Annotated in this window: 20 protein-coding genes and 1 tRNA gene; 9 read left to right on the top strand and 12 right to left on the bottom strand. The window is 35.2% G+C overall.

Translation table 11 applies throughout. The features are described 5' to 3' along the window. Position 1: 1 nt before the first annotated feature. Positions 2 to 5,101, bottom strand: a complete 5,100-nt coding sequence (locus tag H8R24_RS04965) for a LamG-like jellyroll fold domain-containing protein (RefSeq protein WP_187017491.1) — start codon at positions 5,099 to 5,101, stop codon at positions 2 to 4. Positions 5,102 to 6,084: 983 nt separating this feature from the next. Further along, a tRNA-Met gene (locus tag H8R24_RS04960) sits at positions 6,085 to 6,158 on the bottom strand. A gap of 154 nt (positions 6,159 to 6,312) precedes the next feature. Here H8R24_RS04960 and H8R24_RS04955 point away from each other — a divergent pair. Continuing rightward, complete coding sequence (locus H8R24_RS04955) at positions 6,313 to 6,705, top strand: START-like domain-containing protein (protein WP_187017492.1); 393 nt, start codon at positions 6,313 to 6,315, stop codon at positions 6,703 to 6,705. Between the two features lie 54 nt (positions 6,706 to 6,759). Further along, complete coding sequence (locus tag H8R24_RS04950; RefSeq protein ID WP_187017493.1) at positions 6,760 to 7,599, top strand: aminotransferase class IV; 840 nt, start codon at positions 6,760 to 6,762, stop codon at positions 7,597 to 7,599. Here the strand turns inward: H8R24_RS04950 and H8R24_RS04945 are convergent. From H8R24_RS04945 to H8R24_RS04925, 5 genes are all read right to left on the bottom strand, one after another. Next, on the bottom strand, positions 7,596 to 8,156 hold the full coding sequence (locus H8R24_RS04945) for a YqgE/AlgH family protein (RefSeq protein WP_187017494.1): 561 nt from the start codon (positions 8,154 to 8,156) through the stop codon (positions 7,596 to 7,598). The two genes, H8R24_RS04950 and H8R24_RS04945, sit on opposite strands and share 4 nt — an antisense overlap. Positions 8,157 to 8,286: 130 nt before the next feature. After that, positions 8,287 to 8,559, bottom strand: coding sequence for an HU family DNA-binding protein (locus H8R24_RS04940; RefSeq protein ID WP_026706853.1), 273 nt, complete (start codon positions 8,557 to 8,559; stop codon positions 8,287 to 8,289). A 178-nt stretch (positions 8,560 to 8,737) separates the two neighbouring features. Continuing rightward, the gene (fmt, locus tag H8R24_RS04935) at positions 8,738 to 9,685 is read right to left on the bottom strand and encodes a methionyl-tRNA formyltransferase (protein ID WP_187017495.1); all 948 of its coding nucleotides are present in this window, start codon (positions 9,683 to 9,685) and stop codon (positions 8,738 to 8,740) included. Beyond that, on the bottom strand, positions 9,685 to 11,580 hold the full coding sequence (locus H8R24_RS04930) for a RecQ family ATP-dependent DNA helicase (protein ID WP_187017496.1): 1,896 nt from the start codon (positions 11,578 to 11,580) through the stop codon (positions 9,685 to 9,687). Before H8R24_RS04930 ends, fmt begins: the two co-directional genes overlap by 1 nt. A 59-nt stretch (positions 11,581 to 11,639) precedes the next feature. Next, on the bottom strand, positions 11,640 to 12,209 hold the full coding sequence (locus H8R24_RS04925) for an AAA family ATPase (RefSeq protein WP_222617363.1): 570 nt from the start codon (positions 12,207 to 12,209) through the stop codon (positions 11,640 to 11,642). A gap of 119 nt (positions 12,210 to 12,328) precedes the next feature. Here H8R24_RS04925 and H8R24_RS04920 point away from each other — a divergent pair, with 119 nt between their 5' ends. The 4 genes from H8R24_RS04920 to H8R24_RS04905 all read left to right on the top strand — a co-directional run bounded on the left by H8R24_RS04920 (position 12,329) and on the right by H8R24_RS04905 (position 15,784). After that, a complete protein-coding gene (locus H8R24_RS04920; protein WP_187017497.1) occupies positions 12,329 to 12,613 on the top strand; it encodes a DUF493 family protein in 285 nt (94 codons plus the stop codon). Between the two features lie 80 nt (positions 12,614 to 12,693). Then, complete coding sequence (locus tag H8R24_RS04915) at positions 12,694 to 13,416, top strand: DUF4290 domain-containing protein (RefSeq protein WP_187017498.1); 723 nt, start codon at positions 12,694 to 12,696, stop codon at positions 13,414 to 13,416. 84 nt (positions 13,417 to 13,500) lie between these two features. After that, positions 13,501 to 14,814, top strand: a complete 1,314-nt coding sequence (murA, locus tag H8R24_RS04910) for a UDP-N-acetylglucosamine 1-carboxyvinyltransferase (protein WP_187017499.1) — start codon at positions 13,501 to 13,503, stop codon at positions 14,812 to 14,814. Between the two features lie 94 nt (positions 14,815 to 14,908). Further along, positions 14,909 to 15,784, top strand: coding sequence for a cation diffusion facilitator family transporter (locus H8R24_RS04905; RefSeq protein ID WP_187017500.1), 876 nt, complete (start codon positions 14,909 to 14,911; stop codon positions 15,782 to 15,784). A 7-nt stretch (positions 15,785 to 15,791) separates the two neighbouring features. Here the strand turns inward: H8R24_RS04905 and aroQ are convergent, their stop codons facing one another. Both aroQ and H8R24_RS04895 read right to left on the bottom strand, forming a co-directional pair. After that, positions 15,792 to 16,205 carry a type II 3-dehydroquinate dehydratase gene (aroQ, locus tag H8R24_RS04900; protein ID WP_187017501.1) on the bottom strand — a complete coding sequence of 138 codons (414 nt, stop codon included), beginning with the start codon at positions 16,203 to 16,205 and terminating at the stop codon, positions 15,792 to 15,794. Positions 16,206 to 16,280: 75 nt separating this feature from the next. Beyond that, positions 16,281 to 16,847: a porin family protein gene (locus H8R24_RS04895; protein ID WP_187017502.1), complete on the bottom strand. Its 567-nt coding sequence runs from the start codon at positions 16,845 to 16,847 to the stop codon at positions 16,281 to 16,283. Positions 16,848 to 17,233: 386 nt separating this feature from the next. On the opposite strand from H8R24_RS04895, the gene H8R24_RS04890 reads away from it, so the two are divergent. Further along, positions 17,234 to 17,860, top strand: a complete 627-nt coding sequence (locus H8R24_RS04890) for an OmpW family outer membrane protein (RefSeq protein WP_187017503.1) — start codon at positions 17,234 to 17,236, stop codon at positions 17,858 to 17,860. A 75-nt stretch (positions 17,861 to 17,935) separates the two neighbouring features. Beyond that, a complete protein-coding gene (gene xerD / locus H8R24_RS04885) occupies positions 17,936 to 18,832 on the top strand; it encodes a site-specific tyrosine recombinase XerD (protein ID WP_187017504.1) in 897 nt (298 codons plus the stop codon). A 110-nt stretch (positions 18,833 to 18,942) separates the two neighbouring features. On the opposite strand, the gene rny is transcribed toward xerD, so the two are convergent. The 3 genes from rny to H8R24_RS04865 all read right to left on the bottom strand — a co-directional run bounded on the left by rny (position 18,943) and on the right by H8R24_RS04865 (position 21,306). Next, positions 18,943 to 20,505 carry a ribonuclease Y gene (gene rny, locus H8R24_RS04880; RefSeq protein WP_187017505.1) on the bottom strand — a complete coding sequence of 521 codons (1,563 nt, stop codon included), beginning with the start codon at positions 20,503 to 20,505 and terminating at the stop codon, positions 18,943 to 18,945. A gap of 207 nt (positions 20,506 to 20,712) precedes the next feature. Then, positions 20,713 to 21,006: a cell division protein ZapA gene (locus H8R24_RS04870; RefSeq protein ID WP_187017506.1), complete on the bottom strand. Its 294-nt coding sequence runs from the start codon at positions 21,004 to 21,006 to the stop codon at positions 20,713 to 20,715. Between the two features lie 9 nt (positions 21,007 to 21,015). Further along, positions 21,016 to 21,306 (bottom strand): hypothetical protein, encoded by a 291-nt coding sequence (locus tag H8R24_RS04865; RefSeq protein ID WP_187017507.1) that lies wholly within the window; start codon positions 21,304 to 21,306, stop codon positions 21,016 to 21,018. Between the two features lie 177 nt (positions 21,307 to 21,483). Between H8R24_RS04865 and H8R24_RS04860 the strand changes: the two genes are divergently transcribed. After that, positions 21,484 to 23,181 carry a M23 family metallopeptidase gene (locus H8R24_RS04860; protein WP_225876769.1) on the top strand — a complete coding sequence of 566 codons (1,698 nt, stop codon included), beginning with the start codon at positions 21,484 to 21,486 and terminating at the stop codon, positions 23,179 to 23,181. Positions 23,182 to 23,190 lie beyond the last annotated feature (9 nt).

The raw sequence follows: 23,190 nt of genomic DNA, 5'->3' as shown, positions 1-23,190 counted from the left end.
CTTATTGTTTGATCATTACTTTTTTGAATAATGGCCCTTTTGAGGTTAGAACCTTAATAAAGTACAGTCCTGTGCAGGCTCTTTTTACGTTCAGTTGTATCAACTCTTCTTTTTGATTTTCAATCTTCCAAGATTGCACTATTTGACCATATAAATTATAAAGCACTACTTTTTCGATCGTTACGTTTGTGGTGCTGTTGCTTATTTGTATCAAGTTTCTTTTTTGTAAAAAATGGACTTTAATGCGTTCGTCACGGTCACCATCATTATCACGGTCAGGAGTGGTAGTAGTGTCTGGAGTTGTTGCAACAGTATTGTCCTTAAATCGCAATGAAAATCGATTGTTAAACTCACCTGCTAGAAGCTCTATCTCATAAGATGCTGAGCGTATGTCGTGGTAACTATCGTCATTGTTGTCGTAAATGAATATTTTTTGATTGGTATCAAAATTTTCTAACTGATCGATCATAAAACGTACTTTACCCGGACTATCATTTTTTACCCCTATAGTGTACGAAGCTCCTATGTTAAAATAGCCTTCGCCTTGAATCACAAGTTTATTGGCTCCATTTAGAAAATACATATCACTAGGATAGTCATCAAAGTTGAGTCCGTCATACCCATAATCCATTTCGGATGTTGCTTTGTCATCCATAAAACCCAGTAGCACTTGACGGTGATGATCTGTTTTATATTGGTAACCCAAACGAATTTTTTGATAAGTGTTTTTGGGTAACGCATCGTTGTTGTTGTTATTCCAATAGGCTTCTTTTTTAGTTGCGGCCGCTTTGAATAAAACATTAGAAACCGTGGCTTCATCTTCTTTATGAAAACCTCTTTGACTGTTTTTATAAACAATTGTACCACCAGCGCTCGCATTTCCATTAAGGAAAAAACTTTGGCCTACTGGTACAAATTGGTTGGGAGCTCCCTTACTACTTGATCCTAGACCGCTTACAAATTCTACGCCAACGGAGGTCGCTGGAATTCCTCCCACTAAATTACGAATAGCATAACCTCCTTGATAGTCTCTTAATACATGAGTATTGTTCGTGTCGTAATGCTCCCAGAAGTACAAAGTTCCATCTGTAACGCCTAAGTTGTCTGTTAAAAATTGATCAGCATCTAGGGCTGATGGGTATGGATTTCCGGCTAGCAACAGTTGGTCTGTACTGATGCTGTTTGTTGCAATGGTTCCATTATTTGGTTTTCCTACAAAGGTGTAGTTTTGAGTTGCGGTTGCTGCTCCACTTCCTTTTAATGTATAACCTTGTCCCACACGAATTGTCCCGTTTTCATTTACGGCAACCCAATTGGCGTAAGCATTGGCATAATTATCAAATTTGTAGATCCAAAACCTAGCAAGGCTTATAGGCGCGCTAGGGTTTCCATCATAACCACCTATCCAATTGATGTTTTGTGGCGTAGTTGTTGTCCCGTCTTTCATGACGCTATTGATCGTGTAATCTTTATTGTTTACTAATGTATTAACCGGACTTACTGGTGATGACCAGTAGTTGTAATTGAATTTATTGGATTGTCCTTGTTGGTCTCTTTCTATAGCGCCGGCACTCGTTACGTCTAGATCACTTTCTGTAGTTTGCACTAGTTGAGATTTGCCTACTAAGTCTACTTTTCCATCTAGTTTTAAATACCAGTCATTTTGCAATTTAGTATTGTTAGTCATATTGATGGTAACTCCTGTATTTACCAGCATTCCCAAATCAATATTGTTAGCGGTCTCTGTAATGTCGTGTTGCACTTTTACGATAGACCAGTCGTTTTCCATGATGTCAATCCCTCTAATTTCTTTAGTAGGACTATCAACTGCTACCGAAAAGCTTCCCACTCTTTCAGTCAAGAAAGGCATAGGTGCTTGTTGTGATGCAATGATTTTATGATTGTATATTTTTGTTCCAGTGATGTCAACCGTTGGAGTAGTTAGGTCGTCAATGATATCGTCTTTGTAAACATCCATTCTATAGTAACGCAACAGATTAGTAAATGGTAAATTAGCTGGAGCTGTGGCTATGTTTTTGGGAACAGTTACGCCTCCAATTCCTGAGCCTGAGTCTTGGATTTCTTGGTACACCATTCTTTGCAATTGCGAGTCAGTAAGGGCCACATTAAACACACGCAGTTCGTCAATTTTTCCTTTAAAATAATTAGTACCAGTAGGGCCTACTGTTGCTGGATCTCTACCTATAGTTAATAAGGAAGTATCGGATGTGATCGCACTAGCCACTGATTTTGAAGCTACCATTGTACCGTTTAAATATAATTTTAATACAGCATTCGACCCATCAAATACAGCCGCTACATGATACCATTGCGATGTGCTCAGTGTTGAGCTGGTGAAAGGCAGTACTGCGGTAGTAAAAGTTAGTTTTGATCCATTCACGGTTGCTTCCAGTTTTCTAGAGGAATTGATTCGCAATTGAAATTTATTTTGACCTACAATAACGGCATCCCCAGAGAAAGCAGCATTTAGATCAATCCAAGCCATCAAAGTAGCATTAGATAATCCTCCAAGAATTGCAGTGCTTTGTGCATAGTCGTTTCTGCCATCAAAGTCCAGGAATAGTTTGGTGTGAATGTCTCTAGGTGATCCAAATTGAGCTGTGTTTGTGTCAAATAGATCCAATATTCCATCTTTGTCAATATCTGCTGTTCCATCAATAATTCCGTCATTATTGGCGTCAAGTATTTTATAATCGTACAATAGTAAGTTTGGTGCAATGTCCCAAGTTGTTCCGTTTGATTTTAGATCTAAATAATCAGGAATTCCATCGCCATCAGTATCTCTTAGATAGGTTGTTGCTGGATTTGCGGTAGCAGTTCCTTGGTCTAAGTTTCCGTATTGGTTCATTCCTGTTCCGTAGTCAAATATATCTAGAATCCCATCGCCAAAACCTTCTGTAATACCATCTCCATTCGTGTCTTTGTTTCTAAAAGTTTCTGTTTCAGGGCCATCTCCCACACCATCACCATTGATGTCCCCATCACCATTTACAAATCCTGAATCAGTAGCGTGAATATTACCAGCCCCTGATTCGTCAATGTCAAAAATGCTGTCGTTATCGCTATCAAGATCAATATAATTGGGTATTCCATCTCCATCTGAGTCTAATAAAGTAGCTGTCATAATCGATTCGGCGCTATCATGAAGTCCATTACCATTAGCGTCTACCCAAGGAACGCTTATTTTTCCTTTTCCGTTGCTTAAATTCCCTAAACCTACTTCTATAATGTCTTCAATTCCGTCGTTGTCTGAGTCTAAGTCAAATAAATCAGCAATTCCATCACTGTCTCTGTCGCATAAGGTTTGTGTAATCACAATGTCATCAATCGCTAGGTCATTTCCTTGGCCGCCTGTTTCGTTATTAATAAAAATCACTTTGAATGCACTTACATTAAGCACTAAGTCGGCTTTAAAGTTGTACCAATCTCCAGTTGCATTTGCTGTATTTGTTGGTGCAATTTCTCCTGTACTGATCGAGGTAATTAAATTATCATTTAGATCTCTAAATTCGACTCTAATGTTAGGTCTTAGTCTAGTCGCAATTCCGGGAGCATCTGATCGGTCTAAATTTAATACCCAAAAACTATAGGTAATTGGAATGTTTGATAATGCCCCTGTGATTAAAGCAGTGTAAAAAACTCCTGGAGTATAATCGGCATTAAACATTGCCATTCTGCCATTTGTATCGCCGGTATGATCTGTTCCTTGGTACCAATAAGTAGAGGCCCATGAAGCGATTTGAGCACTTGATCCCACGGTGTATTCTCCGTCATTCAAGTCACCAGCATTTTCGTATAAATAGGAAGTTGTTGCAGCATAGGTGGTGTTTATGGTCGTTCTACTTCCTGTTCCAAAGGTTTCATTCAAAAACTTATAGTTCACATTGTAGCCATTTACGCCTCGACAATTGCTCTCTTCAACGACGTCTACTATTCCGTCATTATCATCATCGATATCAATGTTATCGTAAATCCCGTCTCCATCACTATCATAAAATGTTTGGATTCCTTCTCCTTTAACGGTAAAAGTATAGCTGCTTTCATTACTATCATTGTTAGCAATAGTAATGGTGGCTGTTTTGGTTCCAATAGAGGTAGGGTTGAAAGTTATTGTGAAGATGCTATTATCTCTACCTCCTATAGTTGCTGGGAGAGTAGGTGCGCTTGTTATTGTAAAATCGGTAGCACCTGTTACAGTTATCGAGGAGATCGTAAGGTTATTGGATCCTAAATTTGAAATTGTAAAATTTTTGTAAATCACCCCCGAACTAATGTCGATTGTGTTAAAGTCGGTTCCATCAAGTCCGCTAGGAGAGGTGTCTCCAGTAGCAATACTTATGTCGTTTCCTAGTATGTCAATTTCTTGTGCGCCAGATGTGATTACCACTCTTCCGCTTGCTCCATTTCCTCCTGCATAGGTTGTGGATCCTGATATTTTGAAAGCACCACCACCTCCGCCACCTGGCGCTGTTCCCACTGTTCCAGTACCATTACCTATTGATTTAGCGTTTCCACCATTTCCACCGTTTGTTGGGGCAATAGCTCCAGATGCATTGGTGGAGTTAACACCGGCCAAAGTATTCCCCGCCGATGATCCACCACCACCGCCTGATTTAGCGCTAATTGCATCTGATCCTTGTCCTCCTGATAAAACAAAGTCGCCTATGCAAGATGCAGCTGTACCGCCAGTAGCTCCAGTTGTACCGTTGTCAAGAACACTATTTCCTCCTTTGGCAAGAATGGTAGTAGCGTTGTTAAACCATGAATCACCGCCTGCTGCAGTTGCAGTTGTACTACCAGTGCCAACTCGCACCGTGTACGTTGAACCTGCTGTTACAGTAATTTTCTTTCTCGCATATGCGCCTCCGCCACCACCAGCGCCACCGCCGTTTGTAGTTCGGGTTCCTCCTTTTCCACCGCCGCCCCAGACTTCAACTGTAATACTAGTAACTCCTATAGGTACAGTATAGGTGCTTGATGAATTATAAGTTGTAGTCGTTTGTGCAGTTGTAAACACGCTGATAAGTAGGAAAGCAAATGAAATAAGAAGGGTGTTTTTTTTTAAAGTAAAGTTCTCCATATTTTGATTTTATTTAGGTAAATACGAATCTGATGTACTTCGTATTCTAATATTTATTATATTTAGGAGTGATAAAAGTATGAAAAACACCTAATTAAGCCGATAAAAAACATATAAAATCGACAAAATACATTTATTTTTATTTTAAGTAAGTAAAATATGTCTTTTTATTTTGCAAATATTGTTGTTCAGACTAGTACCTGTTTTTGACAAGATGTTTGATTTGTAGGTCTGATTTGTAGGTCTGATTTTTAAGTTTTATTTTTTATTTTTTTTCGGTTTTACCTAAGGGTTGTAGTTTTTAAGGGATTTAGGATTGAAGTATAAAGCAACTGTTTTAATAGTTAAAAAATAGTGGAGTTCAGAAACTACTAAAATAAACGGGGAGGTACAGAAAATCCTTAAGTATAAAATAAAAAAATAGTTGTATCAAAAAAATATGATGTTTGTAGTGCTGTCTACTTCAATTTTGATAACAAGTTCTAGAGGGATTGCTTCAGTGATGGGTAATGCAAAAGGCAGTCTGACTACAGTTGAATTACCAAAAAAAGAATTTTAATATTCTAGGTAAAGCTAAAGTAAGTGGTACATTATCAAATACAAATGTTTTTTTTGGTTAGCGGAATGTCAAACAAAGCTTTACTTGAGAAAGCAAAAAAATGATAAGATGACTACTGTAAATTTAAGTGATTTCAATGCTATGATTAATGTTAGTTATGATAAACACTGCAATGGTTTTTGCCAATTTATTCGAAAGCAGCAATAACAGCATCTGCTTGTGTAATAGAGTCAGCTTCGTTATATGCGAAACTAAAAACACTGATTTATTGGTCCTATGCCTAAAGGTGTTACAATAGATAAAGGTACATAGGATGGCTTGTATTGTTTGCTAAAGGATTTGTAGTTACATTTGATTGTATTGCAAGCAGTTTTAATTCCAATAAAAAACCCTTAATCAATTGATGATTAAGGGTTTGTTTTTGTAGCGAGAACGAGATTTGAACTCGTGACCTCAGGGTTATGAATCCTGCGCTCTAACCGACTGAGCTACCTCGCCAAAGGCTTATTGAACAACCATCCCTGATTGCGGGTGCAAAGATAAAAATAATATTAAAGCATGCAAGTATATTTGAAAGAAAAAAAAATATTTTTCAAAACGTTTTTTTTATGAGCATATATTCTATATATTCGAAAAAAATTAAAAGTAGCTCATGGATCAAAAAGTACGTTACGAAATCGAGTTCCCAATCAACTCCTCGCCGCAATTATTGTATCAGTACATTTCGACTCCGTCGGGATTGTCAGAATGGTTTGCAGATAATGTGAATTCTCGTGGTGAGTTTTTTACTTTTATTTGGAATGACTCAGAAGAAAAAGCTCGACTTGCTTCTAAAAAGTCAGGAGAAAAGGTTAAATTCAAATGGGTCGATGGGAATAATAAAGACACCGAGTACTTTTTTGAATTGCATATATTAGTAGATGAGCTTACTAAGGATGTTTCTTTAATGGTTGTGGATTTTGCCGAAGAAGATGAGGTTGAAGAAGCGTCTCAATTATGGGAAAATCAAATCTCCGACTTGAAACATCTAATTGGATCTGTATAGTAAAATTGTATTTTATAACTTACCTTTGCCCTGAACAAAATTCAGGGTTTTTTTATGATTAATTTTAATGGAACTATTGTATCTCAAGATGCAAATGTATTGACGCAAAATAGAGCTTTTTTATACGGTGATGCTGTTTTTGAAACAGTCAAAATAGTGAATGCTAAAATCTTATTTTTAGAGGATCACTACTTTAGATTAATGGCCTCAATGCGTGTAGTGAGAATGGAAATTCCTATGAATTTCACAATGGAATATTTCGAAGAGCAAATACTATCTTTGGTAGCAAATAACAACTTATCGAGCTCTTCTCGTGCTAGAATTACGGTATATAGAAACGATGGGGGCTATTATTTGCCACAAACCAATGATGTTTCGTATTTAATTCACGCTACGGCAATTGATCAGGTTTTGTATTCTTTTGAAAAAGAAACATACGAAGTTGATTTGTACAAAGATTTTTATATCACAAAACAATTGTTATCGTCTATTAAAACCACAAATAGGATTTTAAATACTACTGCTAGTATCTATGCTTCAGAGAATGGATTAGATAATTGTTTATTGCTAAATGATGCCAAAAACGTTGTGGAAGCAATTCAAGGAAATCTATTTATGGTGGTAGGGAATAAGTTAATTAGTCCGCCGGTATCTGAGGGTTGTTTGAACGGAGTAATGCGTAAGCAGGTCTTAGAATTGGCGAAAAAAGTAGAAGGCCTAGTAGTTGTAGAAGAGGTAATCTCTCCGTTCGATCTACAAAAAGCCGATGAATTGTTTGTCACCAATGTGATTAAAGGGATTCAGCCAATTACAAAATATAGAAAGAAAGAATTTACAATTCACTACGCTACTATTTTATTGCAAAAACTCAACGAAGTAGTAGCTGCTACTTAATTCAAATATGGATTTTCGGGAGCATTTGACCAGATCAAATATTCTCCTCCTAATTCGATAATTTGCTCTTTCCAAAAATGGGTTGTTGATTTTCCTATAATTTTGTTTTTATAGCTATTAGGGGCAACAATCCATGAATTAGCATTCATTTCTGATTCTAATTGATTTTCATCCCATCCTGTGTAGCCTAGAAAAAAACGAATGTTTTCTTTGCTTATACGTCCGTTGTTGATGAGGTCCTTTGTAGATTCAAAATCTCCGCCCCAGTAAATACCGTTTGAAATTTCAATACTGTTCGGTATTAATTCCGGGATATTGTGAATGAAGTACAGGTTGTCTTGTTCAACAGGCCCTCCATTGTAGATTTTAAATTTGGCACTAATCTCTGGAATTAAATCATTGATAGTGTATTTCAATGGTTTATTGATAATAAATCCTACGGAGCCATTTTTATTGTGATCTGCTAATAAAATTACAGATCTGTTAAATGATAAGTCTCCAATTATAGAAGGCTCTGAGATAAGAAGTTGTCCTTTTGCTAATTTTTCTGAAATCATATTTACTGTAATTTTTTATTAAATTTAAGAATAATATTTAAAAACAAGCAAATTATATTACATAAATTCAAAAAAAAAACCTTCCGAGAGGAAGGTTTTTTAATTATATAAGGTCTAAAAACTGTATTATTTAGTTTACTGCACCTTCTAATTCAGCTCCTGCTTTGAATTTTACAACATTCTTCGCAGCGATTTGGATAGTTTTTCCAGTTTGTGGGTTTCTACCATCTCTTGCAGCTCTAGCTGAAACTGACCATGATCCAAAACCTACTAGAGAAACTCTACCACCTTTTTTCAATGTTTCACCTACGTTCCCTAAAAATGACTCTAAAGCTAATTTTGCAGCTGCTTTTGTAATTCCTGCGTCAGCAGCGATAGCATCGATTAATTCTGATTTGTTCATAATAATGTTTTATTAATTGTTGGTTAAAAAAAATGTTAATACACAAATTTAGCAGGAAATCCCTACCCTGCAAGCGTTTCGGCTGATTTTAGCACAATTTGTTAATAACTTATTTTTTTTGTTCATAAAACAAGGCTTTTTGATGGTGGATTTTACAAATATCCCGTTTTTAGTAGTCTTAATGCGCTTTCGCCTCTTCCGAAAATGTAATTCCGTTAAGGAATTCGGCTGCAGTCATCTTTCTTTTGCCTGGAAATTGTAAGTCTAGTACTTGAATAAATCCGTTTTTAACTGCGATCTTCATTTCTTTTTTGGTACAAATCAATTTTCCAATGCTATAATCATGTGCTTCGTTGATGATTTTAGTTTGGTAAATTTTGACACTCCATTCCTCTCCTTTGTCCGAAAAGAAACACCAAGCAGACGGATACGGGCTCAATCCGCGTATTAAGTTATTGATTTCTAGTGCTGATTTTGTCCAGTCAATTTTGCAGTTTTCTTTATTCAGTTTATAAGCTGTTTTTATTTCTGCCGTTTCTTCTTGTATTGTAGTGCTTACATTTCCATTTTCGATCAATGCTAAGGTCTCTACAACGGTGTGGCTTCCTAGGTGCATTAATCGATCGTGTAGTTGGCCTGCGCTCTCTTCGGGCTCAATATTGACCTCGTTGCTCATAATCATGGCGCCGGTATCGATCTTGTCATCAATGAAAAAGGTGGTTACTCCTGTTTTTGTCTCACCGTTGATTATAGCCCAGTTTATTGGTGCCGCACCACGGTAATTAGGTAGGAGGGAAGCGTGCAGGTTAAAGGTTCCTAGTTGAGGTATTTCCCAAACTACTTTTGGCAACATTCTAAAAGCAACTACAATTTGTAAATTAGCATTGAGCTCTTTTAATTCTGCTAGAAAACTTTCGTCTTTTAAATTGGTGGGTTGTAATAAAGGTAGGTTGTTTGTTACGGCATATTCTTTTACGGCTGAATATTTTAGTTTCTGTCCGCGACCTGCGGGTTTATCTGCAGCAGTAATTACTCCAACTACTGTATAATTGTTTTTGATTATGGTGTCTAATATCCCAACTGCAAATTCTGGGGTTCCCATAAATACGATTCGTAATTTTTCCATTATGATTTGATAGTGTATTTATTATTTGATTTCAAGATGATGTTTTCGCTTTCTAATAATTCTTGTATGACAAAGATAACATCGTCTGACTTAGTATTGATTCTGTTTTGGATTTCTCTTGAGTTTAATTCTTCGATTGTGAGTAATGCGATGATTTCGTTTTTGAGAGCAGCAAAATTTGTTTTTTTGCTTTTTATAGTAATGCAATAGGAGCAAATACCGCAGTTAGTAGTAGTTTTTTCTCCAAAATAATTGAGAATTAAATTACTCTTGCAGGTTTTATCTTCCTTGATGTATTTTATAACCGACTTAAATTGCTCTTTTTTAAGCGTGTTTTGATTTTCTAGGTATTTAGCCACTCGGCTAATAGTTCTTTCGTCTTCTCTTATTTCATTAAAAATCAGAGTCGAATCATTGTTTTTAGCATGATAATCAATAATGTCTTTTTCTTTCAATTTTTGTAAAACTGCGTGCACTTGAGCTTCGGTATGATGTGATTTTTTAGCAATTAAAGGAAGGTTGAAAGCAGTTTGCATTTCATATATACCAGGATAAGTGCGCAATATAGTCAGGATTATTTCCTCGTCATTTGGGTTTAAGCTTGTGTAGCGTATTACTTCTTTGGACGGAATGGTAAATTGAAGGCTTATTTTTTCTGAAAACTCTTGTGATAAGCTTATAATGCCTTGCCTGTCTAAAAACTGCATGGCATTGTATGTTTTTAAAACTGGAAATTGATATTTTAAGCAAAACAAATTGAGGTTAAAGGAATACTGTTCATTAATTCCTTCGCCATATGCAATTTGAAAATAGGTGCATAGCTTTTTATAAACAGCATTTAGAAAGGCTTTATCTGGTAATATGGAAAGAAATTGATTTTCGGTTTGTGCGATGTCCGAAGGGTTTGTAAGTAATACGGCAAAAGCTTTTTCTCCATTACGACCGGATCTTCCTGCTTCTTGGTAATAGTTTTCTAAGTTGTCTGGAAGCTGAATGTGGATTACTGTTTTGACATTAGATTTGTCAATTCCCATCCCAAATGCGTTTGTCGCTACAATTACCTGCGCTTCGTCTTGCATCCATAATTGCATGTTTTTATCTTTTTCTTTGGACGAAAGTCCTCCATGATAAAAAGTAGCGGTAAAGCCTAAAGAACGTAACTGCGCAGCGATGTCTAAGCAGGATTTGCGGTTTCGAACGTATATAATAGAAGACTGCTGGTTCTTTTTTAATATTTGTTCGATTTTAAAAAGCTTATCATCGGTTTCAAACACCATGTAGGCAATGTTTTTTCGGGCAAATGATTTTTGAAATAATTGAGGATTCTGTAATCCTAATTCAGTTATAATATCGTCTTTGGCTTTGGGTGTTGCTGTTGCGGTTAAGGCTAAAAAAGGGACGGTAGGGAAATGCGTTTTTAAACTTGATATTTTTAAATAGGCTGGTCGAAAATCGTGCCCCCATTGTGATACACAATGCGCCTCGTCTATTGCAATTAAGTTGATGGGCAAGCTTTTTATACGATCTAAAATCCAATCGGATTGCAAGCGCTCGGGAGATAAGTACAGGAATTTATAATTGCCAAACTGGCAATTGTCAAGCAAATTAATCATTTCATCTGATTTGATTCCGCCAGTTAAAGCGATTGCTTTGATGTCTTTTTTTTGCAAATTTGCCACTTGGTCTTTCATCAAAGCAACTAGTGGCGAAATGACCAAACAAATGCCTTTTTTTGCCATTGTCGGAATCTGGAAACAAATGGATTTTCCTCCACCAGTGGGCATAAGGGCAAAGGTGTCTTGACCGCTTAAAACAGAGTCAATTATTTCTTGCTGCAAAGGACGGAAGCTATCGTGCTTCCAGTATTTTTGAAGAATTTGTAATGCTTCAGACATCAATTATGAATTTTGAATATTAAAAATAACAATTCATAATTTTGAAATCAAATTATGAACTAATTAGAAATTTTGTCTAATATAAAAAGAATTCTTTGATCTACAGTGTCCTTTGGTACTTCAATCAAGTTGTAGCCGTACCCTTGGTAGGTTTCAATAAGATGATTTTGAATTAACTTGGCTTGTTCGTAGTTTTCATATCGCGCATCATCACTTACATAAATTTCTTCCCAAGGTGGGAGAATGAAAATTTTTGTGTACACATGTTCTTTGCAAATACTATCAAATGAAGCAGGGTAGCTGTCGCCAATGTAGTGCATGTACGCTAATACATCAGGAATGCCGCGATCAATGAATACAATGTTATGTGGTTCGTTTTGCGCGTTTTCAAATTGTTTTTTTCTACCCTCAAGTAGCAGTTCACTAAATAAAAGCGGCTTTTCAAGAAACAATTGTTCGATTCCTTGTTTTTTTGCCTCGAGTGTCACTTCGCGCGAAATTTCAGGATAACAACAAAAACCTTTTGCTATTAATCCGTCTATTAATGTACTTTTTCCTGTTCCAGGACCTCCTATTATTACGATGATTTCTTTTTGCACTTTTTGGAAATAAGGCGCAAACTTACTCAAACTTATTGGAATTTGAAAAAATCAGTATCATTAAAATTGTAGTTTTTGATAAAAATTAATTATTGAGAATTCATAATTTACATTTGAAACCGTATCTTTGCTTTAATTTTAATTATAAAATGGATAATAAGACCCAAGAATTTTACGATAGATTAAAAACCGAGTTGGATTCAAGTAATACTTGGCCTAGTTTGTACTTGTTTAAATTTATTGTGCCTACCGAAAATGATAATGTGAAACGTGTAGAGTTGGCTTTTGATTCTATGGGTGCCGTTATTAAAACCACAAAATCTAAGACTGCTAAGTATACGAGTATTTCAGTAAGTGTAGAGGTTAAAGATTCTCAAGAAATTATTGATAAATACCAAGAAGTCTCTACTATCAAAGGTATCGTTTCATTATAAATAACAAATAACAATTATAAGGACAAGCAGTTTTTGTTTGTGATTAGATTGTTATTTTGAAAAGCCTCAAAAAAATCAATATGAATTCAAAGTACAAAAAGGAAAATGCCAATGATGTTGTGCATCACTTAGAATACAATGCCGAAAGAGTGCATTTGATTATTCCAGAATATGGTCGTCATTTGCAAAAACTTATTGATCAAGCTACCGCTATCGTTGATGTAGAAGAGCGCAATAAAGCAGCAAAATATATCATTCAAGTAATGGGGAGTTTGAATCCTCACCTGCGTGATGTTTTGGATTTTCAACATAAATTATGGGATCAGCTTTTTATCATGTCCGATTTTAAATTGGATGTAGAATCGCCGTACCCAATTCCTTCTCGTGAAGTTTTACAATTAAAACCGGATGTGTTAAATTATCCGCAAAACTTTCCTAAATACAGGTATTACGGTAATAATATCAAGTATATGATTGATGTTGCTAATAAATGGGAAGAGGGCGAAATGAAAAATGCATTGGTGAAAGTAATTGCCAATCACATGAAAAAATCATATTTGAGCTGGAATAAAGATACAGTGAAAGACGATGTGATTTTTGAACATTTGTACGAACTGTCAGATGGGAAGTTGAATATGCTTCAAAGTACAGAAGAACTGATTAATACAACCGATTTGTTGCGCACCAATAAACGTATTTCTAATAAAATCACACCTTCTAGTCCGCCTAAGATTCAAAGCAATAAAAATGCAAAAATAGGGAAGGCTAAATCGTACACAAAAAACAATAACAATCAGAAATAAGATATTGAAAAATAATTTTGGTTCAAATTGTGTAACCAAAGTAGAAAATATCTAAATTATTTATAAAATTAATAACAATACCATATGGGAATTTTTAAAATTGAAGGAGGCATACGTTTAAAAGGAGAGATTACTCCGCAAGGGGCAAAAAATGAAGCATTACAAATTTTGTGTGCTGTTTTGTTAACTCCCGAAAAAGTGGTGATAAACAATATTCCTGATATTATTGATATTAATAAATTGATTACGCTTTTAGGAAACCTAGGAGTTAAAATTCAAAAAAATGGTTCAGGTTCTTACACTTTTCAAGCTGATGAAGTAAATGTAGGCTACCTTGAAACTGAAGCGTTTAAAAAAGAAGGTGGATCTTTACGTGGTTCAATCATGATCGTAGGGCCGTTACTAGCTCGTTTTGGTAAAGGATATATTCCTAAGCCAGGAGGAGATAAAATTGGTCGTAGAAGATTAGATACGCACTTTGAAGGTTTCATCAATCTAGGTGCTAAATTCCGTTACAATAGAGAAGATCATTTTTATGGTGTCGAAGCTACTGATGGTTTAGTAGGTGCTGATATGTTACTTGATGAAGCATCAGTAACAGGAACTGCAAATATTGTTATGGCTGCTGTTTTAGCCAAAGGTAGAACTACCGTTTACAATGCTGCATGTGAGCCTTACTTGCAACAACTTTGTAAAATGTTGAATTCTATGGGAGCTAACATTACAGGTATAGGTTCTAATTTATTGACTATCGAAGGAGTAGAATCTTTAGGTGGTTGCGAACACAGAATTTTACCAGATATGATCGAAATAGGTAGCTGGATAGGACTAGCTGCTATGACCAGAAGTGAGATCACAATAAAAAATGTAAGTTGGGACAACCTAGGAGTAATTCCTAATACTTTTAGAAAATTAGGAATCACTTTAGAACGCAGAGGAGATGATATTTATATTCCTTCGCATGAAGATGGATATGAAATCAAAACAGATATTGATGGTTCTATCCTAACTATTGCCGATGCACCTTGGCCAGGTTTTACTCCAGATTTGTTGAGTATTGTCTTGGTTGTTGCAACGCAAGCAAAAGGGGATGTGTTAATTCATCAAAAAATGTTTGAAAGCCGTTTGTTCTTCGTTGATAAATTGATTGACATGGGTGCCAAAATCATGTTATGCGATCCGCATAGAGCAGTTGTTATGGGCCATGACTTTAAATCACAATTGAAAGCAACTACAATGTCTTCACCAGATATTCGCGCAGGAATCTCTTTATTGATTGCCGCACTTTCTGGAAAAGGGACTAGTACTATTCAAAACATAGAGCAAATTGACCGTGGATATGAAAGAATCGACGAACGATTGAGAGCTATTGGAGCAAATATTGTTCGAGTAGAATAAAAAATATACATCATACTTTTAAATCGTTTAGATAAATCTTTTAGTTTTTACAGAGAGATTTATTTAAACGATTTTTTTTACTTATCTACATCAAATGTCACACGAAGAGAAAGCAATAAAAGCTACTTATTTTAGTATCATTGGAAATACTTGTTTAGCGGTTGTTAAGGGACTGGCTGGATTTTTTGGAAATTCGTATGCTTTGATTGCTGATGCGATTGAATCAACAACGGATATTTTTGCTTCGTTCTTAGTGTTGTTCGGAATCAAATATTCGAATAAACCTGCAGATAAAAACCATCCGTACGGTCATGGTCGAGCCGAACCGCTTTTTACTTTTCTTGTAGTTGGATTCTTGATTACTTCGGCAACTGTAATTGCCTATGAGAGTATTAGAAATATTCAAACACCACATGATTTGCCTAAACCTTGGACTTTATTTGTGCTGGGAGCGATTATTATTTGGAAAGAATATTCGTTTCGTCTCGTCATGAAAAGAAGTGTCGAAACCAATAGTTCTTCTTTAAAGGCAGATGCTTGGCACCATCGATCTGATGCAATTACTTCGGTTGCTGCTTTTGTTGGGATTTCGATAGCCTTGTTTTTAGGTAAAGGCTATGAAGCAGCCGATGATTGGGCAGCACTTTTTGCGTCAGTTTTTATTTTATACAATAGTTACCTTATTTTTAGACCTGCACTGGGTGAAATCATGGACGAACATGTTTACGATGATTTGGTGGTGGAAATTAGAAAAGTTTCGGCTCATGTCGAAGGAATTATCGATACTGAAAAATGTTTTATTCGAAAAGCAGGAATGAAATACCACGTAGATCTGCACGCTATAGTAGATGCAACCATCTCAGTGAAAGAAGGGCACGACTTAGCACATAAGTTAAAAGATAGTTTACAAACTGAAATTCCTGAACTGGGTCATGTTTTGATTCATGTTGAGCCAGGTTATCAAGATTAGTGTTTTTTTATAAAAAAGACTGTACTGCAAGTTCGTAGCTTTTTAGACCAAAGCCAAGTATTACTCCTTTGGCGTTTCCTGAAATATAGGATTGATGTCTAAAACTTTCGCGTGAAAAAGTATTGGAAATATGTACCTCTACAACTGGTGTTGTGATGGCTTTTATAGCATCTCCTATTCCTATTGAAGTATGAGTGTAGGCTCCAGCGTTTAATATGATCCCGTCATAGGTGAAGCCAAATTCTTGAATTTTATTGATTAGTTCTCCTTCTACATTGCTTTGATAGTAGGTGAATGCTATGGTTGGAAATTTCTTTTGTAAATCAGCAAAATAATCTTCAAATGTTAAACTTCCGTACACTTCTGGTTCGCGTTTTCCTAATAAGTTAAGGTTAGGTCCGTTGATAATGCTGATTTTCATAAAAGATATTTTTGTAAAAATAAAAAAACCGTTCAATAATAGAACGGTTTTGGGTAAATTAGTTTGGATATTTTCTTAAAACATAATTCCGGCCGAAACTTGCACAACAGAGTTGGTTGTTTTTGCATCTTTGGATGCTTCTGTTAATCCTAGTCCGTATCGTGCTTGTACAAATAAGTTTTTAGTGATGTTTAGACCTAATCCACCAACAGCTGAAAACTCAAATGTTTCGGACTGTTTGTAGTCAAATTTGTTTTTCTCACTCAATAAAAACGATGCTTGCGGTCCCAATTCTAGACTGATGCTATTAGTTAGGTATATTTTTGCCAAAAGCGGAATAGAAACATATCCCAATTCATTTTTAAATTCTTCAACTGCGTTTTTGTAAGTGGCACCTTGTGTAGAGTATAAAAGCTCTGGTTGAATTGCAAATTTATCAGTTAGTTTTACTTCTGCAACAAGTCCAGCATGGTAGCTAGTGATAGCTTCAGCTGTTTTGTAGTTTCCAGATGTTATAGTTATATCTGTTCCAGTTTGATTAGCATAATTGATCCCACCTTTAATTCCAAGTCTAACCGATTGTGCTTGAGTACTAAATGAAATAGCAATTAATGCTGCTGTGATTAAAATTGATTTTTTCATACTGTTAATTTTAATTGTTTTTTGTTGCTGCAATATAAAACTTTTTAGTTCGAATAATATTGTGTAATTGTAATGTTTTGTTTTAATATTTTAAGGTGTTTAAGAGAACTATTGTGTGTTTATAGTATGAGAAAAGTAGGTTTTTAATCGATATGAATTGCTATAAAAGTAAGTTTTTATTTGTTAATTTACACATTAGCTAAAATTATTTAATGTCACTAAATACAGTGAGATTTTTCCTTATTAATGAATTGCTGTTTAGATCCTTAGCGTCTAAAATTATAAGGTAATTTCTGCTTTTTTTATTTATTTTTCAGGAAAATTAAATTTATTTTTATAAGTTTTTTACTAAGTTTGCGCCAGATTTTAAATAAAAAATAAAAAAAATGAAAAAGATTATTTTAACAGTTGCGGCTGTATTTGCTTTTGGATTTGCTAATGCTCAAGATGGGAGTAAATCGGATAAAAGTTTTAGCTTTTCAGATAGTGATATCTTTGTAGAAGGTAATTTAGGTTTTAATTCTACTAATAACAAGAATACTGAAGTTAAAATGAATTCGGTTTCATTTTCTCCAAAAATTAGTTACTTTGTAGCTGAGAATCTTGCAGTTGGTGTTCAGGTTAGTGTTGGAAGTAGTAAATCTGAATTTAATGGAACTACATTGAGTAAAAGTTCATCTTTCGGTGCAGGTGTGTTTGGTCGTTACTATTTCTTAGACTTAGGTCAAAGATTTAAAACTTATGCTGAAGCGGGAGTTAATTACGGTAGTACTAAGGAAGGTTTAAGTCCAGCGGATGTTAAGGCTACTGGATTAGGAGCAGGTTTAGGTCTTGGAATTAACTACTTTGTAACTAAAAAGATTGTGTTGAATTTTGCACTAAGAGATATACTTAGCTACAGTACTGCAAAAGTTGACGGAGGTAAAAGCTCTTCAAGTTTTGGTTTTGATTTGAATGGAAATGTTGCTAATCCTTTTGCTACAGGAAGTTTTGGAGTAGGTTATATATTCTAATTAAATCACAATAATTAATGAAACCTCCCACTTTGGGAGGTTTTTTTTGGAGTTTAAATACCGTTACTTTGTAGTATGAATTGGGATTCCTATATAAAGAGTTATCAGTCGTACTTGAAAATAGAACGCGGTCTGTCTAAAAATACAATTGAGAATTACTCTTTTGATATTGAGCGTTTGTGTTTGTATTTGGTAACGAATGGTATCGAAGTTTCTCCTATAAAAATAAACGAGGAAACGCTTCAACAGTTTATTTATGCTATTGCGACTCAAGTCAATGCGCGATCACAGGCGAGAATTATTTCGGGCTTAAAGAGTTTTTTTGGTTATTTAATTTTTGAAGACTACCGCAATGACAATCCGCTGGAATTGATAGAATCTCCAAAAACTGGAAGAAAGTTACCAGATACCTTAGCAATTACAGAAATAGATGCTCTAATTGGTGCGATTGATCTAGCCACTAATGAAGGGGAACGCAATCGTGCCATGCTGGAAACGTTATATGGTTGTGGACTTCGGGTGTCTGAACTGGTGTCGTTAAAGATTTCCGATTTATTTTTTGAAGAAGGTTTTATCAAGGTTACCGGCAAGGGAAATAAGCAGCGTTTTGTGCCTGTTGGTGATTTGTGTCGTAAGTATATCGAAATTTATAAAGACACCGTTAGAGTACATGTGAATGTGAAAAAAGGACACAATGATATCTTGTTCCTTAATAGGAGAGGGAGTCAATTGACGCGCGCGATGATTTTTACTATTATTAAAGATCTGGCGGTGAAAATCGAACTAACCAAAAAAATAAGTCCGCATACTTTTCGACATTCATTTGCCACACACTTATTAGAAAATGGTGCCGATTTACGTTCGATTCAATTAATGTTGGGGCATGAGTCAATTACAACAACAGAAATTTATCTGCATCTCGATCGATCATTCCTAACCGAAGTAATTAATAATTTTCATCCTAGAAAGTAGTTGTTTGTAAGGTGAATGAAATAGATCAAATAAAAAAATCGCACGTATAAGGTGCGATTTTTTTGTTTGATCTCTGTTTTCTTAGTGTTCCTGGTTTCTGTTTAAAAGGATTACTTAGCGATGTTTACCGCTCTTGTTTCTCTAATTACAGTTACTTTTACTTGACCTGGATAAGTCATTTCTGTTTGTATTTTTTGAGAAATTTCAAAAGATAAATTTGCTGCATTATCATCAGAAACTTTTTCGCTTTCTACAATAACACGTAGTTCTCTACCTGCTTGGATCGCGTATGCATTTTTCACTCCGTTAAAGCCGTAAGCTACTGCTTCAAGATCTTTTAAACGTTGGATATAAGAGTCTAATACTTGACGTCTTGCACCTGGTCTTGCGCCTGATATTGCATCACATACTTGGATGATAGGAGATAATAAAGATTTCATTTCAATTTCGTCGTGATGCGCTCCAATGGCATTACAAACTTCTTCTTTTTCACCATACTTCTCTGCCCATTGCATTCCTAATAATGCGTGAGGTAAGTCACTTTCGGCATCTGGTACTTTACCTATATCGTGAAGTAAACCGGCTCTTTTAGCTAGTTTTACGTTCAATCCTAGTTCGGCAGCCATGATTCCACAAAGTTTAGATACTTCGCGAGAGTGTTGTAATAAATTTTGACCATAAGATGAGCGGTATTTCATACGTCCTACTACTTTGATTAATTCTGGGTGTAAACCGTGAATTCCTAAATCAATAACGGTACGTTTACCTACTTCGATAATTTCATCGTCAATTTGTTTGGTAGTTTTAGCAACGACCTCTTCAATACGTGCTGGGTGAATACGTCCATCCGTTACTAATTTGTGTAAGGCTAAACGAGCAATCTCTCTACGTACTGGGTCAAAACAAGAAAGGATAATTGCTTCTGGTGTATCGTCAACAATGATTTCTACTCCAGTTGCAGCTTCTAGTGCACGAATGTTTCTACCTTCACGACCAATGATTCTTCCTTTTACGTCATCTGATTCAATGTTGAAAACAGATACACAGTTTTCTACTGCTTCTTCTGTACCAACTCTTTGTATCGTGTTGATGATTATTTTTTTCGCTTCTTGTTGTGCGGTTAATTTAGCCTCTTCAATCGTGTCTTGAATATGAGACATTGCGTTTGTTTTTGCTTCTGCCTTTAGTCCTTCGATCAATTGATTTTTAGCATCTTCGGCAGATAAGCCAGAGATTACTTCTAATTGTTGTAATTGACTTTTGTGTAGTTTATCAACTTCAGATTGTCTTTTATCTAAAACATCAATCTTAGCCGCAAATTCATTTGATTTAGCCTCAAATTCATCATTTACTTTTTTAGCTTTCGATAGTTCGTTAGAGATTTGAGATTCTTTGTCGCGAATTCTTTTTTCTACTTCGGCTACTTTTTTATCACGAGACAAAATTACTTGTTCGTGTTCCGATTTTAATTCGATAAACTTCTCTTTGGCTTGTAGAATTTTATCTTTTTTTATGTTTTCGGCTTCTAGATTAGCGTCTTTTAAGATAGACGAAGCTTCTTTTTTAGCGTTTTTTATTAGATTTGAAATATTGCTTTTCTCTATTATTTTGGCTATACCAAAACCTAATGCAATACCTATAATTCCTGAAATGACGATCGTTATTATGTCCATGTTTGTTTAAAATTTATATATAAAAAAGCCTACATTAGGCTGATTGCATAAACTCGAAAAGACAAGTTTTGAGCTAACTCGTTGTTCAAGCTTCCAAACTGAATTGGCTTGCTATAGTAACGATGATTTGCTCATTCTAAATTGTTAGTGTTGAGTTTACCAAATGTGAACTAATGTAGGCAGTATCTTAGTTGTTGTAAAGAACGTTTAATTATCGAGATATTGGTCTAAAAGCGCATTGATTTTTTTAATTCTTTCAATGGTCTCGTCACCATTGATTGCATTATCAATTTGTTTTTGTTCTACTTGAGAAGCAAACTGTAAGGCGCACATGGCCAAAACATCTTGCTTATCGCGTACGGCATAATTTTCTTCAAATTGCTTCATCATGATATCAATTTTTTTCGAAGCACTTCTCAATCCTTCTTCTTGAGACAAGTCTACCGTTAACGGATACACTCGGTCTGCAATTGATATTTTTATTTTCAGCTTTTCGTCCATATCTTATTTTTAGTCTGCTAGCTGTGCTATGCAATAATCAATTTCGCGAATTAATGAATTTATTTTAAGCTTTGTATCTCTCTTATTATCGTCACTGCCCAGTAATGAGTTGGCAATTTTAAGTGTTTCATATTGCGATTTTAACGCTTCAATCTCAGCGGACTGAGTTTGGATAATATGTGCAGCTTTTGTTAAATCGACCTGTAATTCTTGATTTTCTTTCTCTACACTTTTTATTTTTGTAATCAGTCTATCGAGTTTTTTTTCAAGAGTATCAATTATTTCTGCAATTACACTCATTATATATCCTATTCATTACTTAATATTACAAATTTAGTATTAGTTTTTATTATTACAATAGTTTATTTGTTTTTTTATTTTAAAATAATGAATATGTTGTACTACAATTGATTGCGATTTGTGTTTTTTTATAAAGCAGTTGCAATTACTTTTTTTATCTTAGCAAAAATGTATATCATGAGATTTTTATATTGTTTTCTACTAGTTTCGGGGGTTGTTTTGGGGCAAAATGAGTATCCAAAAGACTATTTTGGTCAGCCTTTGGATGTTCCAATGCAGTTGTCTGGAAATTTTGGCGAATTGAGACCCAACCATTTTCACGCGGGCTTTGATTTTAAGACGTTACAGCGCGAAGGCTTAGAGGTACATGCTGTGGCAGAAGGTTATGTTTCTCGTATTAAAATTTCAACTTTTGGAAACGGAAAAGCTATTTACATTACGCATCCTAATGGATATACCTCTGTTTACTGTCATTTGCAGCAAGCGGTGGGTGAAGTAGGTGCTTACGTGGATCAAGCGCACTATAAGGATCAAGCTTTTGAAATTGAATTGTTTTTAAAACCCAATGTGCTTCAAGTAAAGAAAGGGCAAACTATTGCACTATCTGGAAATACAGGTTCTTCTGAAGGTCCTCATTTGCATTTTGAATTTCGCGACAGCAAAACCGAGAAAATAATAAATCCTTTATTGTTTGGCTTTGATTCGGGTATTAAGGATACTAAGAAACCGTTGATTTCAGCTTTATATGTTTATCCTCTGGATGGTAAATCTGTGGCGAATCAATCCAAAAGACCTTTGTTGCTTAATTTGTCTTTGCAAAAAGACGGTAGCTACTTAGCAAATAAAGTGGTGGCTAGTGGTAAAATTGGCTTTGGGATTACTGCAGATGATTATGATAATGTCTCTTTTAATAAAAATGGGGTGTATTGCGTGCAATCCTATCTCAACGGGAAACCTAATTTTGGATATCAGTTTGACACCTATTCTTTTGATGAAATGCGCTATATCAATGCTTTGATAGATTATCCAAAGTATAAAAAAACATCGCAACGAGTTCAAAAACTATTCATGGTTAATCCTTATGATTTAAGCATCATAAAAACAGATCAATCACATGGTGTGATTACGGTAGCGCCAAATTTGACATCGGTTTGTCGCATTGAAGTGTCTGATTTTTTTGGGAATAAAAGCATCGTATCTGTTCCTATTAGTTATGATGGAGCAGCCGCTATTGTAGATAAGGAAACTGTTGTTTCTAATTATTTTGTAAAAGTAAACAAGGATAATATTTTTGCGAAAGATAATATGACTGTGTTTTTTCCTGCTGGGACTTTCTTTGAGGATTTTGAAATGAATTTTAATGTGAAAGATGGCGTTCTATACCTTCAGGATGATAGTGTTCCTGTATTTTCTAGTTTTACAGTTTCTATTGAAAGTGATCAATATGCGGATGCTGACAAGAGTAAGGTTTATATTGCTGATATTGATTCTAGAGGAAGGTCTGGTTATAATACAACTGCTGTAAAGGGTAATCTATATTCGACCAAGACAAGATCATTAGGGAAGTATTTATTAAAAACGGACACTACGGCTCCTTCAGTTGCTATTGTGAGTTCGATTGAAGGGAAATGGATTAGTAGTCAAAAAACAATTCAACTAGCTATTGCAGATTATGGTTCGGGTATAAAAAGCTATAATGGGTATTTAAATGGGGCTTGGGTATTATTTGAATACGATAATAAAACAAGAAAAATCACCTATACTTTTAAGGATAATCAAGTCAATGAAGGGGCTAATGATTTAAAAGTTGTGGTGGCTGATAATGTTGGAAATTCAACTACCTTTGAAACTCATTTTTTTAGAAGTCAAAAATAATACCTACAC

Origin of the sequence: Flavobacterium muglaense (assembly GCF_014305155.1) — a bacterium.
Classification (GTDB): domain Bacteria; phylum Bacteroidota; class Bacteroidia; order Flavobacteriales; family Flavobacteriaceae; genus Flavobacterium; species Flavobacterium muglaense.
The sequence above is the reverse complement of the archived record's forward strand: the minus strand, read 5'-3'. Positions and strand labels throughout refer to the sequence as shown.